Below are 15,588 nucleotides of genomic sequence, written 5' to 3'. Positions count from 1 at the left end.
CCTCATTTTTCCTTACTTTTTGCCAAATCGGGAAAAGCTATTCAATTATAAAACCATTGCACCGACCCATCCGAAAATAAACAGCGGGATGTTATAGTGCATGAAAGTTGGTACACAGGTGTCCCAAATGTGGTGGTGTTTTCCATCAGCATTTAGGCCTGAAGTTGGCCCGAGTGTACTGTCTGATGCTGGTGAACCTGCATCACCAAGCGCACCTGATGTACCGATCAGCGTTGCAATTGCCATTGGTGAAAAACCGGCGGCAAGACAAATCGGCACATATAATGAAGCGATAATTGGAATCGTTCCGAATGAAGAACCGATTCCCATCGTCACTACCAACCCAACCAGCAGCAAAAGAAAGGCAATCAGGGCTTTATTATCCCCCAGAAACCCCGAAGAAACCTCAACCAATGCATCGACTGATCCAGTTTTGGTAAGAATGTGTCCGTAACCCGAAGCTACGAGCATAACAAAAGCAATCGTCCCCATCATGGAAATGCCCTCTGTCATTATCTGATCACCATTCTTAAATGGAACGGCAACCAGAATAAACATGAGAAGCAATCCGGTTAATGCCCCTGCAACCAAGTTTTGTGTAATGATTTGAACAACCAGCGCTGCTGCAATGGCCACAAGTGTGAGGAAATGTTTCCGATTAAATGTAACTTTTACCATCTCCGGAGGGTTAAACTGGACCTCTCCCCCGCCAGCACCAGGCTGCGCTACCCGTTCTTTCCGGTACGTAATAAAAATAGCTATCAGCAAACCAAGAATCATTCCCGCGCCCGGAATAAGCATGGAAAGCGCTGTTTCCGACATGCTGATTTCAACACCATTTTGCTCCATACCCTTCACAATAATTCCGTGGAAAATAAGCCCAAAGCCTGCAGGAATCATGATATAAGGCGCTTTGAGCCCAAATGTCAATGCAGCTGCTATTCCGCGGCGGTCCACTTTCATATCATCAAATAATTTTAATAATGGTGGTATTAATATTGGTATAAACGCAATATGAACAGGTACCACGTTTTGCGAAAGTGATGCGACACCGGCAATCACGAGCAGCATCATCGTTTTCTTTCCGGTTAATACCCGGATCAGGAAATTAACTAATATAGCGGTGATTCCGGTATAGCTGATCGCTACTGCGAAAGCACCGAGTAAAATATAACTTAGAGCCGTTTCTGCCTGTCCGCCCATTCCATCTATCATCATATTTATTGATTCAACAATTGACTGGCCTGACAATACACCGGCAGTAATCGCCGCAATGATAATTGCTAAAACAACGTTCACACGAAATAAACTTAGTATTGTCATCACCAAAACTGAGATAACCACAACCCATTCCATTGTCTTTCCCCTCTCTGCCAATCTTTCTTTAACACTTCACTATGATAAAGTATTAAAGTGGAGAAATCAACCCTTTTTTTATTTTTTGTCGATTGCAGCATGGTGGAAAATTCAGGATGTGCTCATTCGGGTTACTGCTTGCCCAACAACGTGCCGCTTACCACTTATAAGGTAAAAGAAAAACCCGCCTGTGAGCGAGGCGGGTTAGCATTATTTCAGCTGGAATGAGAACGATACGTAATCCTGAATCGGAATCCACGCACCTATTCCTTGTTTGGTCACATTTTTAATGACGATTGCTTTGTTGGGGCCTTTCAATTGAAAATAAACTTCCCCGAATGTCACCTGCCCTTTTTCATTAACTGCTGGGGCATAGGTTTGTAATTTACCAAATTTATCTGGCGGGATAGAGTACGAGTTATCCTTTTTGGTATCTTTTCCAATTACGGTACTGTATGCCAGCGGGAGTTCAATTTTCTCCTTTGCCTTTAACAGCATCATTTTTTTAATATCATTGGGATTGGCAATTTTATTTGTCAATGCACCTTGTATTTCCTTTTTATTGTGCTGAATATAATGCAGTTTCTGTTCTTTATCTCCCCCCATGTTATTCACTTCATTTGTGTTGATCTTCTGATATTCCCAATTAATGTTCGTCTCTTTTGATTTATAGTTGAGCGGCCAGCGTCCAATATAAACCATTCCCCGGTAACCAAATGCAATTGGTGATGGATTTATCGATGTTTCATTAAGCATTTTAATCAACTCGGGGTTTTCAATCGGAATATCTAGTTCCGAGATCATTTCTTTCGTGAATTCACTCGGTTCGACTATTTCCTGATCTTCCGTCGAATTTGGGTATGTGTTTTCTTTTGATATGTTCAGCACATGGCTTGGAACCTTCGTCTCATCTTCTTTCTTCTGCTTTTCTTTACCATACGCAGAAAAGGGAAGCGTTAAGACAAGTGCGGATAAAATTAATGTAATAATGAATGATCTTTTTTTCATGTATCCCATTCCTTTCCTTTTAGCTTAGTTTTTTCGGACACATGAAATTTATACGCTGCAAATTTACTCACTTAGCTCAATTGCTTCGATTGTCTCTTCAATATCAATCGAATTTTCAACAGAACGAATCATGGAGCAATTTTGTCTGGAAATTTTCAAATTTTTATCCAGTTTTTCGTAGTTCAGATTTCGGCCCTTTACGGTATAATGCAGCACAATTTTTTCGATCCGGTTTGCTTCCTGCGGATTGCGCTCCACCTCCGCGGAAATAATCAAATCCTCAAAATCGGTCCGCTGTTTAACCAGAATTTTACGGAAAACGGAACCGCTGCATCCGGCTATCGACGCCACCATCAATTGAAATGGCCGGTAGCCAAATTCTTCATTTCCGGAAATCGCCAGCTCCCCATAATCCAATTTAGTGTGCATGCCATTATCTTTCAGATAGAACTCCATTCGTAACCGCTCCTTTACATCATTATTCAGTATTTATATATCCATTATAACCAACATGATAAACAATTGTATTGCAGATTGCTGCAAAAAAAGCTACATTGTTAGAAAAGTCATTTTCGTTTCATTTTGGGGGATTTTTATCGTGGTATCTATTAAGACAAGATTTTGGATTTTAATTTCACTTGTTTCCATTTCAGGCTTTTCACAGGGGATGCTACTGCCGTTATTAGCCATTATTCTGGAACAAAACGGTATATCATCTTCTGTTAACGGACTGCACGCCACCGGCTTGTATGTTGGTGTCTTATTAGCTTCTCCTTTTATCGAAAAGCCGATGCGAAAATACGGATTTAAACCAATTATTCTGGTCGGCGGTGCACTTGTATTTATATCAATGGCATTGTTTCCGTTTTGGGAGTCGCTTTGGTTCTGGTTCATTCTGCGGGTAACAATCGGGATTGGCGATAATATGCTCCATCTTGGTACACAAACATGGATTACAACAACAAGTTCCAAACAATCCCGCGGGAAAAACATCGCTTTCTACGGCTTGTTTTTTGGGCTCGGTTTTACGGTGGGACCGTTAATGACAAGGCTGCTTGCCATTCATGAAGCATTGCCATTTTTATTATCAGCATTCCTCAGCATGCTTGTCTGGTCCTCCATGTTTTTTGTACGAAATTATTGGCCGGAAGCTGACGATTCAATTGAAACCGGAACTTCCACTTCAATTGGAAGATTTATAAAAACTGGAAAAATAGCCTGGGTGGCACTGCTCCCCGCTTTTGGTTACGGCTTCCTGGAGGCAACGCTGCATGGCATATTTCCAATATACGGATTACGCATCGGGCATGATGTGGAAATTCTTTCACTGATTATCCCGTGCTTTGCGGCCGGGAGCATCATTACGCAAATCCCTTTAGGCATGTACAGTGACCGCTATGGCAGACGCAATATTTTATTGGGTGTTTTGACGCTCGGTATCGTCAGTTTTCTTATTGCAGCAATCATGGAGACATCTGTAACAGCATTGTTTATTTCCTTTGCAACCGCGGGGATGTTTGTCGGTTCACTTTATTCATTAAGTATTACATACCTTGCGGATATCCTGCCGCCCTTCCTATTGCCTGCAGGAAATCTTATGACGGGAATTTCTTTCAGCATTGGGAGCATCAGCGGTCCCTATTTAGGAGGACTGTTTATTGAATTCATCCCGGGCATTTCTTTCTTTTATATGATAGCAGGCATGTTGGTACTGATACTTGCAGCCATTTACTTCAAAAAAGAACCGGAAGCCCGGCACATTGTGTAGGCGATTGTGTTTTTTTGTGAAGAACTGTGTTTTCCGACGCACGCTCGTATGAGGCATCTGCTAAAGCGGGTGTCTTTTTTTTGGTCATTAAAATAGGCTTATTTCCTTGTTGACTTTATTAATTATAATGGTAATATAATAATAAATATTTATTTATAATAATTATAATCTGAGGAGGTAAAATACATGACAACCGGTTCGGAAACATTGCAGTCACCTAAACATAATCCGTTTAAATCGTTTTTTGAAACATCATTCTTATCCCGTATTTCTCCACATCTCGAATTAATTGCAGCCTTATTCAGCGGCTTGCTTATACTGATCACATGGCTCCTCAGTGATCACCTGTCGCAAACAATGTGGGTCATTTTGCATTTAATTGCGTTTGCAATAGGCGGCTATGCGAAAGCAAAAGAAGGAATCCAGGAGACAATCGCAAATAAGGAATTAAACGTTGAAATGCTGATGGTATTTGCCGCAATCGGCTCAGCAGCCATTGGTTACTGGACAGAAGGCGCCATCCTGATTTTTATTTTCGCATTATCTGGAGCGCTGGAAACGTACACCATGAACAAAAGCAATAAAGAGATTTCCGCACTTATGAATCTGCAGCCGGAACAGGCACTCTTAATCTCGGATGGACAGGAAAAAGTTGTCCCGGTATCGAAATTAAAAGTGGAAGACATTGTTGCCGTCCGGGCTGGTGAACGGATTCCGGCTGACGGCATGATTACGAAAGGATCAACTGCGATTGATGAAAGTGCAATTACGGGGGAGTCCATTCCGGTAAGCAAACAAAACAGTGAGGAAGTTTTTGCCGGTACAGTAGCATTGGACGGATCCATTTCAATCAAAATCACCAAGCCTGCCAGTGAAACACTTTTTCAAAAAATCATTCAGATGGTTCAGACTGCCCAGGAGGAAAAGTCACCGTCACAACTGTTTATCGAGCGGTTTGAAGGAACCTATGTAAAAGTTGTGCTGGCGGTTGTCGCCGTTATGATGTTTTTGCCAACACTACTATTCAGCTGGTCTCTCTCGGAAAGCATTTACCGGGCCATGATTCTGCTCGTTGTAGCATCGCCATGTGCCCTTGTTGCTTCCATTATGCCTGCAACATTATCGGCCATTTCAAACAGCGCCAAACGCGGTGTATTGTTTAAAGGCGGTGTTCATGCAGAGAATTTAAGTCATATGAAAGCTATTGCATTCGACAAAACCGGTACATTAACAAATGGGACTCCGGAAGTGACCGACCTGTATACTGAACCAAATGTGGAAAAAGAATTTATTCTTCTTCATGCCGGCGCCATCGAAAAAGAATCGACACATCCACTGGCAGAAGCAATTACCAGTAACAGCAGCGGAATGGACTTTTCCAAGGTAAATGTACAGGAAGTAAAAACATGGAGCGGCAATGGGATTACAGCAATTATCGATAATGAGACGTGGAAAATTGGCAAAGCCGGGTTTGTAGGGGAATCAGCAGCAAGCCACTTTCAAAACGGAATCGCAGAAAAAATGGCTGCACAGGGAAAAACAATTGTGTTCGTCAAACGAAATCAACATATCATTGCGATGTACGCATTAAAAGATACGATCCGTAAAGAAGCCAAAAAAGCGATTAAAACCCTCCACAAACAAGGGATTCATACCATTATGCTTACCGGTGATAATGAAACAACTGCCAAGGCAATTGCTGCGGAAGCCGGCATTGACGATTATATTGCAACGTGTCTTCCTGAAGAGAAAGTCAATCACGTCAAAGCACTTCGGAATAAATATGGAAATGTTGCAATGGTTGGTGACGGAATTAATGACGCCCCTGCACTGGCAACTGCCAATATCGGAATTGCCATGGGAAAAGGAACAGATGCAGCATTGGAAACCGCGGATATTGTACTTATGAAAAATGACCTTCCGAAAATAACGAACGCCATCCTTTTGTCAGAACGGATGAATCGCATCGTCAAACAAAATGTGATCTTTTCGATGAGTGTCATTCTGCTGTTGATTGCATCCAATTTTCTGCAGGTACTGGATTTACCGCTCGGAGTAATCGGACACGAAGGAAGCACCATCCTTGTTATTTTAAACGGCTTGAGATTGCTGAAATAGCCGCACCAAAGTATTACAAATCGGCTGATGTTTCCCGTGTCGCAATTTATAAATTTTGTATACAACAACAATATTTTCAAAAAACCATATAACAAATTCCATATCACATTCAATGTGGTACGGGATTTGTTTCCTTAACACTATTCCTTAATCTCCTTAATATTATTTCTGCGCAATACGGCATTGATAACGCCGCCGATTAAAATTATAATTCCAGTTAAATAAAACCAAATCATCAACACAATTACTGTCCCAAGACTGCCGTATGTTGCCGCATAATTTCCCATTGAATTAACATAGTAGGAAAACGCCAATGATACAAGCTGCCAGCCGACAGTAGCGAACAATGCGCCCCAGACAGCATTTCTGAAGTAAATCTTCATATTGGGGGCGAGTTTATACAATGCCAGCAGGACGATGAAAAACGTGATGGATGAAATCACCCATCGAAAAGTTTCCCAGGCATTGAGAAAGCCTTGAGACATTCCGACAAACGTAAAAAGAAATTCCCCAATCACTTTTCCAAACACCGGCAATAGAAATGCCATGCAAATAACGAAAATCATAGCCAGCGTCAAAATAATCGCAATTAACCGTGCCACAATAAATGAACGGTCCTCATCCACATCATATGCCCTGTTAAACCCTTTCATAATAGCGTTGATTGCGTTTGATGCCGACCATAACGTACCAATTACACCGATAGATAATAATGAACCGTTGCGATTGTTGACAAGCTCACTGACATTTTCATTGATCATTTCAGCGATGCCGCCTGGTGCATAGGTTTCAATAAAACTGATTACCGTCTGATCATCAATCGGTAAAAATCCAACAAGTGTCATTAAAAATAAAAGAAAGGGGAAAAGAGATAACAGGAAAAAATAAGCAAGTTGTGCTGCAATCCCGAACACATCATGTTCCGTGATTTGTTCAAATATCTGCTTTCCAAATGCTTTTACTTTCCTCAAAGTCCATCATCCCCTTTTGTTTAGTTGTTGTTCGGATCCTCCAGCTTCTTCTGTTTTTTGTCAGCATATTTGTCCAGCGTGTTTTCAACCTGATCCAATGCTTTGAGTGCACTTTCCGTTCCGTTGGCAAATTTCTTATTAAATGAATCAAATTTGGTTCTTGCTGTTTGGACGGCGTCTGAAGGGTTTTTCACGTAATATCCGGAGCGCTCTTTCACATCGCTCATTTTTTGTTTTGTGTAATCCCTTGTATCACGGTTAATCAGTGATACCAGCCCTCCTGCAACTGCACCTGCAAAAACACCTAGAAATAATTTCTGTTTACCCATTTCTGTTACGCTCCTTTAACTTTATATGTTTTCAACTTTTTTAATATACGCAAGCAATTCTTTACACCCTTTTGATACGAGTTCATAGGTATAATCAAAGTTGCCTGTGAAATAGGGATCCGGCACATTCACATCATCCGGATCCTCAACAAAATCCATCAGTTTTGCGATTTTGACTCCACTGGTTCCGTCATTGATTTCCCGGAGATCGCTAATATTTTGATCATCCATAGCAATAATATAATCAAAATCCTGCCAGTCATTCGTATGTACCTGTCTTGCTTTCATGTCCTTATAGGAAATATCCAGCTTATCAAGCATTGTCCGGGTTCCCGCATGTGGTGGTTCACCGCTGTGCCAATGACCAATGCCCGCAGAATCAACCATTAATTTGTCCGACAGCTTATCCTTTTCCACAAGATCCCGGAATATTGCTTCAGCCATCGGGGATCTGCAAATATTCCCCAAACAGATAAATAAAACCTTTATCATGCAAAAACTCCTTATCTTTTCTTTCCCCGCATTGTATGATGTGTAAACGCCGACCTACTCTGCAAGCGGCTCAATACATGCAGCATCATTATTTTTGGCAGCATTGACATACGTATCCACATTATAAGACGAAAACGTGTCCGCTTCCAGTGTTTGCAAAAATTGATGCCATTGCTGTGGATCTTTTTCACCTGATGCAATCCACTCGTCCTCTTTTCCCTTGGGAAGAATAATCGGCATACGGTGATGAATCTCCTGCATGTATGCATTAGCATCTTTCGTTAAAATAGTGCATGTAAACAAGTCCTTGTCTTCCCGCTCCCATTTATCCCACAAACCGGCGAAAGCAAATAATTTCCTATCCGCCAATTGAATCCGTTTAGGCTGCTTTTCTTTCCCATCGCGTTTCCATTCATAGAAACTGTCCGCCACAATCAAGCAGCGTTTACGGGCCATTAATTTTTTGAAACTGGGTTTTTCATGTGCTGTTTCACTGCGGGCGTTAATCATCTTATAACCGATTTTTTCATCCTTTGCCCAAGATGGAACAAGTCCCCAGCGCAAATATCCTGCTCGCTTTTTCTTTCCATCATGGATGATTGCGAGCACATTTTGTCCTGGTGCTATGTTGAAGCTTGACTGATACGAATCAATCGGTTGTTCCAGATCAAACTCACGTAAAATCTCCAATTCATCCGCCAATAACGTGTAACGTCCACACATGACTGATCTCCCCCATCATTAAAAAATACTTAAATCCCACTGGCTGGCGATATGTCGAAGAAGGCGAATACCGGCAATACTGTTGCCTTTGTCATCCAATGCTGGTCCATAAACCCCAATTCCACAACCATCCATAAATGGCAATTCTTCTTCACGTACCCTTGGTGGAACTGCTGCAATGATACCGCCGGATACACCACTTTTTGCCGGCACCCCAACATAGGTAGCAAATTTCCCCGATGCATCGTACATCCCACATGTTAGCATAAGCGCCTTTGCGATTCTTGCAACCTGCCTCGGAATAACTTCTTCCCTCGTTTCCGGATCGATTCCATCGTTGGCGAGTATTAGTCCGATTTGGGCAAGATCATTAACGGTTACTTCAATGGAGCACTGTTTAAAGTAAGTTTCCAGCGTTATGTTCAAATCAGACTCCAGAAAACCTGTCTCCAGCAAATAGTAACCAATAGCGCGATTTCGTATCGATGTATCCCGTTCCGATTCATACACATCCACATTAATAGCCGGGCGATAACCGAGCATATTTTCCAGAAGTTCAAAAATCGGATTCATCTTTTCATCAGAAGTCCGTCCCTCCAAAATTGATGATACCGTAATCGCACCTGCATTTACCAATGGATTGAAAGGTTTTTTGACCTGCCGCATTTCCAGGTGCATGATGGAATTAAAAGCTTCTCCTGTCGGTTCCACATCCACTTTATCAAGCATGTAGGCAACACCCCGTTCCATACACGCTACAATGAAACTGATGACTTTGGAGATACTTTGAATCGTAAATGGAGTTTCCGTGTCCCCGGAACTGATGGTCATCCCGCTTTTTCCCAGAATCGTTATCCCAAGATCATTCGGATCAGCTTTTTTCAGTTCCGGAATATAGGAAGCAACATTCCCATCACTTGTACGATCATGGTAAAAAGCCACCCAGTCATCAACATATTCCTGAAGCCACTCTTCCGTCTGTTCCGTGTTCCAGTTTGCTATGCCCTGTACCATTTCACTCACCTCGATTTAAGTATGTTATTTTTAAGAAGAAAACGTTGATAGTTACTTTCAGAAACCGCCAGTAAGTCACTAACCATAACTATAAAAACATATGTATTGCCAATAAATCAATCCGAAACATACAGGTATTATAGGATATTTTCAAAGTTTCCCCCGTTCACATAGGGATTATGTGCTTCAGCGCTGATGGAGCACTTTATCCGTGTAAATACAGGTTTGACATTGTCAGGAATCAATTCCACTTATTTAAACAGCTCAAACAAGACATAAAAAAAGGTGCTGATCTTGTATGATCAGCACCTTTTATACTGTGTTTCCATTTTATTTTCCAATAAATTGCTGTGTCCAAATATTGCCGTTTTCGACATACCCTACTCCAATGTGTGTGAAGCTTGGGTTAAGAATATTTTTGCGGTGACCTTCACTGTTCATCCATGCATTTACTACCTCTTGCGGTGTACGCTGGCCTTTTGCAATGTTTTCACCGGCAGTGCGATATGAAATTCCAAACTGTTTCATCATATCAAACGGGGAACCATACGTTGGGCTGTTATGAGAAAAATAGTTGTTCTCAGCCATATCACGGGATTTCTCACGTGCAACCTTACTTAATTCTGTGCTTACTTTAAGTTCAGAAAGCCCACGTTCAGTACGTTCTTTATTTGTTAATTGAACAACTTGCTGTTCATACTGACTTAATTGCTGTGATTGATTTTGACTTTGCTGTTGTGAAGTCTGCTCCGGCTGTTCTTGCTTAGCAGGTGCTTCAGTTTGTTGGTTTTGTGCAGGCGCTTCTGCTTGTTCAGCAGGTTTTTCCTGTTGTTCAGCCTGTTGATTTCCTTCTGGCTGTTTCTGTGTTTCCTGTTCTGGTACAGCTTGTTCCTGTTGACCAGTCTCCACTTTATTCCAGTTTACGTCACCGAAATACTTATTGATAAGACTATCAAGATTCTTTGAGGAATCTTGGAAACAATCACTTGTTGGTTGTGATTGATTCTGAGATTTATCTATATTTGCTGATGCATCAGCAGAAGATTGAAAGGCACCACCTAGCAATACTGCTGCCGAAACGGTTGTTACTACTACTTTGTTTAGCATCTTGTCACCTCTCCTGTGTTTTAATTTGCAAAATTATCATACCATGCGATTCATGTAATAATTATGGAAGGCATTGCCATAGACTAGATTTCATACCCGTATTACTATAAACATAGTGTTTAGGATATGAGGAAACAGGAAAATTTTCATTGCACTGGAAGTAATTTCAAATATATTTCTATTGACACCTGCTAAAACGGCTCTGTTATATTACAAAGATGACAAAAATGTAATATAAATGTTACTTGATTATTTCAACCTGTTTTTTCCATGTAAATACTGTCAAATCAATATATATAAGATGTTTATCTACCCCCAGAAAGTATGGTAAAGTATAGAAAGAATATATAATGAAATACTGTATTTTTTTCGTCTGTAAAAAGTGAAATATGATAGAAAACTGATACATCATTGGAGGAACCTTATTATGTCTATGTTATCGAATGCGGAAATTGGAATTGATCTAGGTACAGCTAATATATTGATATATTCAAAGACAAAAGGAATCGTATTAAATGAACCATCTGTCGTTGCTATTGACATGAACACTAAAAATGTGGTCGCCGTAGGGTCAGAAGCAAAAGAAATGGTCGGTAAAACACCGCAAAATATTATCCCGATTCGTCCATTGCGTGATGGAGTGATTGCTGATTACGATGTCACTGCACAGATGCTGAAAGAATTCTTGAAAAAGGTAAGCAAAAAAATGGGACTTTCCATGCGCAAGCCGACAGTTGTCGTATGCACACCATCCGGCAGCACAACTGTTGAGCGCCGCGCCATTCATAATGCGGTAACAAGTTATGGGGCAAAGCATGTTCATTTGATTGAAGAGCCTGTTGCAGCGGCAATTGGTGCTGATCTCCCCGTTGATGAGCCTATCGCTAACGTGATCGTGGATATCGGCGGCGGAACATGTGAAGTTGGAATTATCTCATTCGGCGGAGTTGTTTCCTGTAATTCCATCCGCATCGGCGGGGATAAAATGGATGAAGAAATCATTCATTATATCCGCAAAAACTATAATATCCTGATTGGTGAACGTACCGCGGAAAACATTAAAATGGAAATCGGCTTTGCCTATGAGGATCACAAAGAGCAAACAATGGATGTGCGCGGACGCGATATGGTTACCGGCCTTCCAAAAACAGTGACAGTTTCATCAAAAGAAGTTTATTCCGCATTAAAAGAATCGTTGGAACAAATCCTGGAAGCTGTTCGTGCAACACTGGAAAACTGCCCTCCTGAACTGAGCGGGGATATTGTGGACCGCGGAATCGTGTTGACCGGCGGCGGCTCATTACTAAACGGAATGCAGGACTGGCTTTCCGAAGTAATTATTGTGCCTGTCCACATTGCACCGAATCCGCTCGAATCAGTAGCGGTCGGAACCGGTAAAGCACTTAAAATGATCTCCAAACTGCAAAAAGCAGCAAAATAGACAATCGGCAAGTCTTCTTTATCGTAATGAGGAGTGTGAAGTTTGCTAGTTGCTGGGCGCTGGAGCTGGACGTGGCTCATTCGGTAATCTAATCATTAATAAAACCGTGCCTTTTTTGGGCACGGTTTTTTTTCGCAGAAAACGACTGCTGACTCCCCTCTCCCTCTCGATTCTTTCCCAATCGAACAATAAAAGTTGCTATTTTGTCGATGAAGAGAAATTTTTCTGTTAAAAATGAAGGATTTTTCATAGATGGTATTGAATATTATAGAGAGCATGAATGATGAGGTGATTACGTGTATACGGTTATTTATTTATACCGGATCAAACAGGAGAAACTGCAGAATTTTATCGATATAAATGAAAAGGCAAGTGAGATATATTTGGCAAGTGGCGCCCTTGAGGATATGACCTATTTAGCAGATGATCTGAATGGAAATCACGGGTGTAAGGGACTTCTGGAATTCATTGACGTTGCTGAAGATGAAGCAGTAGTGTTCGGACAATCCGTATTTCGCAATAAATCGCACTATAATGAAGTCTTGGATCAGGTAAATGAGGATCCGGAAATTAATGAACTATTTGACGAAATGAAACATACAGTGGACTTCTCGAAAGTCATCACATCCACTTTTTCAACGGATTTGTAATTTTTTGTTTACAAATTTTTCTGAATACTATATAATAATTATAGAATCATGTGAAGACGATGCCACGTCTGCCAAACATGATGTCGTATCATGATAAACTTAACATCCCATGCTGCCTAATCTGTTTACAGTCCAACCCCAGTTCTGTTCCAACGGATAAATGCCAGTTCAATCTGACTCCGGAGTATTCTGTAGTCATTTTGGAGTGGTTTATTTTAATTTACGAGAGGAGTGATGTTGTGTCTGGCGCACTCGAAAATATCAAAGTGCTTGATTTATCACGTGTGCTCGCTGGTCCGTACTGTACAATGATTCTTGGTGATCTTGGTGCGGAAGTTATTAAAGTGGAAGCCCCGGGCGGCAGCGACGAAACCCGGAAATGGGGTCCCCCTTTTCAAAATGGAGTAAGTGCTTATTATCTTTGTGCGAACCGGAATAAGAAAAGTATCACGGTAGACCTAAAAAGTGACGAAGGTGTAGAGGTTATTAAAACGCTCGTGAATGAAAGCGATGTCATTATAAATAACTTCAAATCCGGCACGATGAAACGATTCGGTCTTGACTATGAGACGCTCGCCGAAATAAACCCGGGAATTGTCTACTGTTCGATAACCGGATTCGGCGAAACCGGACCTTATAAGGATTTTCCCGGCTATGATTTTATTATCCAGGCAATGAGCGGATTGATGAGTATAACCGGTGACAAAGATTCTGGTCCGCAAAAGCTTGGTGTTGCGATCACGGATATCTTAACCGGGTTATATGCGTGTATTGGCATTCAGGGTGCATTGCTTGAACGGGTACAATCGCAAAAAGGACAAAAACTGGACATTTCCCTTTATGATGCTGCAGTGAGTTCACTCGTGAATATAGGCAGTAACTATTTGATGTCCGAAAAAATCCCGGAACGCCTTGGTAATCAGCATGCCAATATTGTCCCCTACCAAACATTCCGAACGATGGACGGGGAGATGGTCATTGCTGTCGGCAATGATAACCAGTTCAAAATGCTTTGCTCACTCCTGGGTAAACCGGAATATGCTTTGGATGAACGTTTCCAGACGAATCCAGACCGGGTCGCAAACCGTGAAGCATTGATTCCGCTTCTTCAGGAAGAATTTTTGCAAAAACCTACTGAATACTGGCGCGAAAAATGTCAGGAAAACAAGATCCCATGCGGACCGATTCATACAATCGATGAAGTAGTCAGTGATCCGCAGCTGAGGGCGCGTAATATGTTCATCAATAGTGAACATCCGACTGCCGGACCAATCCGAATGGTTGGCAGCCCGCTAAACCTTTCGCGGACACCATTTCAGCTAAATCATCACCCGCCGGATCCTGGTGAACATACAGAAGAGATTTTAAAACAATTAGGTTTAACCAAAACAAATCATTAGGAGTTGATACAATGGATTTTAATTTTTCAGAAGAACAGCAGATGCTTAGAAGTACAGTCAGAAGCTTTGTCGATAAAGAGATTATGCCAAATATCGCCGAGTGGGATCGGGAAGGGAAGTTTGATCCTTCCATTATGAACCGGCTTGCTGAACTGGGCCTAATGGGAGTATGCATCCCGGAAGAATACGGCGGCAGCGGGATGGACTATAATGCGCTTGCCATTGTTTGTGAGGAGCTGGAACGTGGAGATACAGCCTTCCGTACGTCCGTCTCCGTTCATACCGGTTTAAACAGCATGTCTGTTCTTCAATGGGGAACAGAAGAACAGAAGCAGAAATACCTGGTACCACAAGCAAAAGGAGAAAAAGTCGGCGCATTTGGACTGACAGAGCCTGGCGCTGGTTCTGACGTTGTCGCACTTGGGACGACAGCAAAAAGAGACGGTGACCATTATATTTTAAATGGACAGAAATCATGGATCTCACTTTGTGACAGTGCGGACCACTTTCTCGTTTTCGCCTATACCGATAAAGAGAAAAAGCACCACGGGATTTCGGCCTTTATTGTGGAGCGTACATTTGAAGGTTTTTCATCAAAAGCAACGAAAGGAAAACTGGGGATTCGATCCGGAAATACCGGAGAATTATTTTTTGACAATGTAAAAGTGCCGAAAGAAAACCTGCTTGGCGAGGAAGGTGAAGGATTTAAAATCGCAATGGCATCACTCGATAATGGAAGATTTACCGTTGCAGCGGGGGCAGTCGGACAGATCAGAGCTTGTCTCGAGGCAAGCGTAAAATACTGTCATGAGCGGGAAACATTCGGCAAACCGATTGGTCAGCATCAGCTTGTAAAACAGATGATTTCCAATATGGAGGCAGGTCTGCAAATGAGCAGTTTGCTTGTCTATCGAGCGGGGGAAATGAAAAACGAAGGCAAGCGCAACACTCGCGAAACATCGCTGGCAAAGTGGCAGGCATGTGATTTTGCCAACAAAGCGGCTGATGATGCTGTCCAGGTTCACGGTGCGTATGGTTATTCCGATGAATACCCTGTTGAGCGGTATTTGCGGAACTCGAAAGCCCCCGTCATATACGAAGGAACGCGCGAAGTCCACACTCTGATGCAAGCAGATTATGTTCTTGGCTATCGTCAAGATAAACAGCTCAACAAAATGCTGCCCGCATGGGAAGGAAAATAAAAGGAGGCT

Annotated in this window: 15 protein-coding genes; 6 read left to right on the top strand and 9 right to left on the bottom strand. The window is 41.9% G+C overall.

Annotation, left to right across the window (positions count from 1 at the left end; translation table 11 throughout):
* Positions 1-45 precede the first annotated feature (45 nt).
* The 3 genes from B1K71_RS03205 to B1K71_RS03195 form a co-directional block, all read right to left on the bottom strand.
* A complete protein-coding gene (locus B1K71_RS03205) occupies positions 46-1,356 on the bottom strand; it encodes a Na+/H+ antiporter family protein (RefSeq protein WP_077324549.1) in 1,311 nt (436 codons plus the stop codon).
* Between the two features lie 210 nt (positions 1,357-1,566).
* Positions 1,567-2,364, bottom strand: coding sequence for a YfkD famly protein (locus B1K71_RS03200; protein ID WP_077324548.1), 798 nt, complete (start codon positions 2,362-2,364; stop codon positions 1,567-1,569).
* Between the two features lie 63 nt (positions 2,365-2,427).
* Positions 2,428-2,820: an OsmC family protein gene (locus B1K71_RS03195; RefSeq protein WP_077324547.1), complete on the bottom strand. Its 393-nt coding sequence runs from the start codon at positions 2,818-2,820 to the stop codon at positions 2,428-2,430.
* Between the two features lie 142 nt (positions 2,821-2,962).
* Here B1K71_RS03195 and B1K71_RS03190 point away from each other — a divergent pair, with 142 nt between their 5' ends.
* Positions 2,963-4,132 (top strand): MFS transporter, encoded by a 1,170-nt coding sequence (locus tag B1K71_RS03190; protein ID WP_077324546.1) that lies wholly within the window; start codon positions 2,963-2,965, stop codon positions 4,130-4,132.
* Positions 4,133-4,318: 186 nt separating this feature from the next.
* Positions 4,319-6,250 (top strand): heavy metal translocating P-type ATPase, encoded by a 1,932-nt coding sequence (locus B1K71_RS03185; protein WP_077324545.1) that lies wholly within the window; start codon positions 4,319-4,321, stop codon positions 6,248-6,250.
* 140 nt (positions 6,251-6,390) lie between these two features.
* On the opposite strand, the gene B1K71_RS03180 is transcribed toward B1K71_RS03185, so the two are convergent.
* The 6 genes from B1K71_RS03180 to B1K71_RS03155 all read right to left on the bottom strand — a co-directional run bounded on the left by B1K71_RS03180 (position 6,391) and on the right by B1K71_RS03155 (position 10,886).
* Positions 6,391-7,221: a YihY/virulence factor BrkB family protein gene (locus B1K71_RS03180; protein ID WP_077324544.1), complete on the bottom strand. Its 831-nt coding sequence runs from the start codon at positions 7,219-7,221 to the stop codon at positions 6,391-6,393.
* A 20-nt stretch (positions 7,222-7,241) separates the two neighbouring features.
* Positions 7,242-7,550, bottom strand: coding sequence for a YtxH domain-containing protein (locus tag B1K71_RS03175; protein WP_077324543.1), 309 nt, complete (start codon positions 7,548-7,550; stop codon positions 7,242-7,244).
* Between the two features lie 21 nt (positions 7,551-7,571).
* A complete protein-coding gene (locus B1K71_RS03170) occupies positions 7,572-8,042 on the bottom strand; it encodes a low molecular weight protein-tyrosine-phosphatase (protein ID WP_077324542.1) in 471 nt (156 codons plus the stop codon).
* A gap of 54 nt (positions 8,043-8,096) precedes the next feature.
* The gene (locus tag B1K71_RS03165) at positions 8,097-8,765 is read right to left on the bottom strand and encodes an SOS response-associated peptidase (RefSeq protein ID WP_077324541.1); all 669 of its coding nucleotides are present in this window, start codon (positions 8,763-8,765) and stop codon (positions 8,097-8,099) included.
* 18 nt (positions 8,766-8,783) lie between these two features.
* Complete coding sequence (locus B1K71_RS03160; protein ID WP_077324540.1) at positions 8,784-9,779, bottom strand: glutaminase; 996 nt, start codon at positions 9,777-9,779, stop codon at positions 8,784-8,786.
* 330 nt (positions 9,780-10,109) lie between these two features.
* Positions 10,110-10,886 (bottom strand): CAP domain-containing protein, encoded by a 777-nt coding sequence (locus B1K71_RS03155; protein ID WP_077324539.1) that lies wholly within the window; start codon positions 10,884-10,886, stop codon positions 10,110-10,112.
* Between the two features lie 433 nt (positions 10,887-11,319).
* Here B1K71_RS03155 and mreBH point away from each other — a divergent pair, with 433 nt between their 5' ends.
* The 4 genes from mreBH to B1K71_RS03135 all read left to right on the top strand — a co-directional run bounded on the left by mreBH (position 11,320) and on the right by B1K71_RS03135 (position 15,579).
* Positions 11,320-12,327, top strand: a complete 1,008-nt coding sequence (mreBH, locus tag B1K71_RS03150; protein ID WP_077324621.1) for a rod-share determining protein MreBH — start codon at positions 11,320-11,322, stop codon at positions 12,325-12,327.
* A 296-nt stretch (positions 12,328-12,623) separates the two neighbouring features.
* Positions 12,624-12,977 carry a DUF1428 family protein gene (locus tag B1K71_RS03145; protein ID WP_077324538.1) on the top strand — a complete coding sequence of 118 codons (354 nt, stop codon included), beginning with the start codon at positions 12,624-12,626 and terminating at the stop codon, positions 12,975-12,977.
* A 239-nt stretch (positions 12,978-13,216) separates the two neighbouring features.
* A complete protein-coding gene (locus B1K71_RS03140) occupies positions 13,217-14,377 on the top strand; it encodes a CaiB/BaiF CoA transferase family protein (RefSeq protein ID WP_175631809.1) in 1,161 nt (386 codons plus the stop codon).
* Positions 14,378-14,388: 11 nt separating this feature from the next.
* Positions 14,389-15,579 (top strand): acyl-CoA dehydrogenase family protein, encoded by a 1,191-nt coding sequence (locus B1K71_RS03135; protein ID WP_077324537.1) that lies wholly within the window; start codon positions 14,389-14,391, stop codon positions 15,577-15,579.
* Positions 15,580-15,588 lie beyond the last annotated feature (9 nt).

Source organism: Virgibacillus siamensis (genome assembly GCF_900162695.1).
Classification (GTDB): domain Bacteria; phylum Bacillota; class Bacilli; order Bacillales; family Amphibacillaceae; genus Lentibacillus; species Lentibacillus siamensis_A.
The sequence above is the reverse complement of the archived record's forward strand: the minus strand, read 5'-3'. Positions and strand labels throughout refer to the sequence as shown.

What these genes read in the sequence shown, in the direction of transcription:
- B1K71_RS03205 (WP_077324549.1), bottom strand. Translation starts at nt 1,356, where the DNA reads ATGGAATGGGTTGTGGTTATCTCAGTTTTGGTGATGACAATACTAAGT.
- B1K71_RS03200 (WP_077324548.1), bottom strand. Translation starts at nt 2,364, where the DNA reads ATGAAAAAAAGATCATTCATTATTACATTAATTTTATCCGCACTTGTC.
- B1K71_RS03195 (WP_077324547.1), bottom strand. Translation starts at nt 2,820, where the DNA reads ATGGAGTTCTATCTGAAAGATAATGGCATGCACACTAAATTGGATTAT.
- B1K71_RS03185 (WP_077324545.1), top strand. Translation starts at nt 4,319, where the DNA reads ATGACAACCGGTTCGGAAACATTGCAGTCACCTAAACATAATCCGTTT.
- B1K71_RS03175 (WP_077324543.1), bottom strand. Translation starts at nt 7,550, where the DNA reads ATGGGTAAACAGAAATTATTTCTAGGTGTTTTTGCAGGTGCAGTTGCA.
- B1K71_RS03170 (WP_077324542.1), bottom strand. Translation starts at nt 8,042, where the DNA reads ATGATAAAGGTTTTATTTATCTGTTTGGGGAATATTTGCAGATCCCCG.
- B1K71_RS03165 (WP_077324541.1), bottom strand. Translation starts at nt 8,765, where the DNA reads ATGTGTGGACGTTACACGTTATTGGCGGATGAATTGGAGATTTTACGT.
- B1K71_RS03160 (WP_077324540.1), bottom strand. Translation starts at nt 9,779, where the DNA reads ATGGTACAGGGCATAGCAAACTGGAACACGGAACAGACGGAAGAGTGG.
- B1K71_RS03155 (WP_077324539.1), bottom strand. Translation starts at nt 10,886, where the DNA reads ATGCTAAACAAAGTAGTAGTAACAACCGTTTCGGCAGCAGTATTGCTA.
- mreBH (WP_077324621.1), top strand. Translation starts at nt 11,320, where the DNA reads ATGTTATCGAATGCGGAAATTGGAATTGATCTAGGTACAGCTAATATA.
- B1K71_RS03135 (WP_077324537.1), top strand. Translation starts at nt 14,389, where the DNA reads ATGGATTTTAATTTTTCAGAAGAACAGCAGATGCTTAGAAGTACAGTC.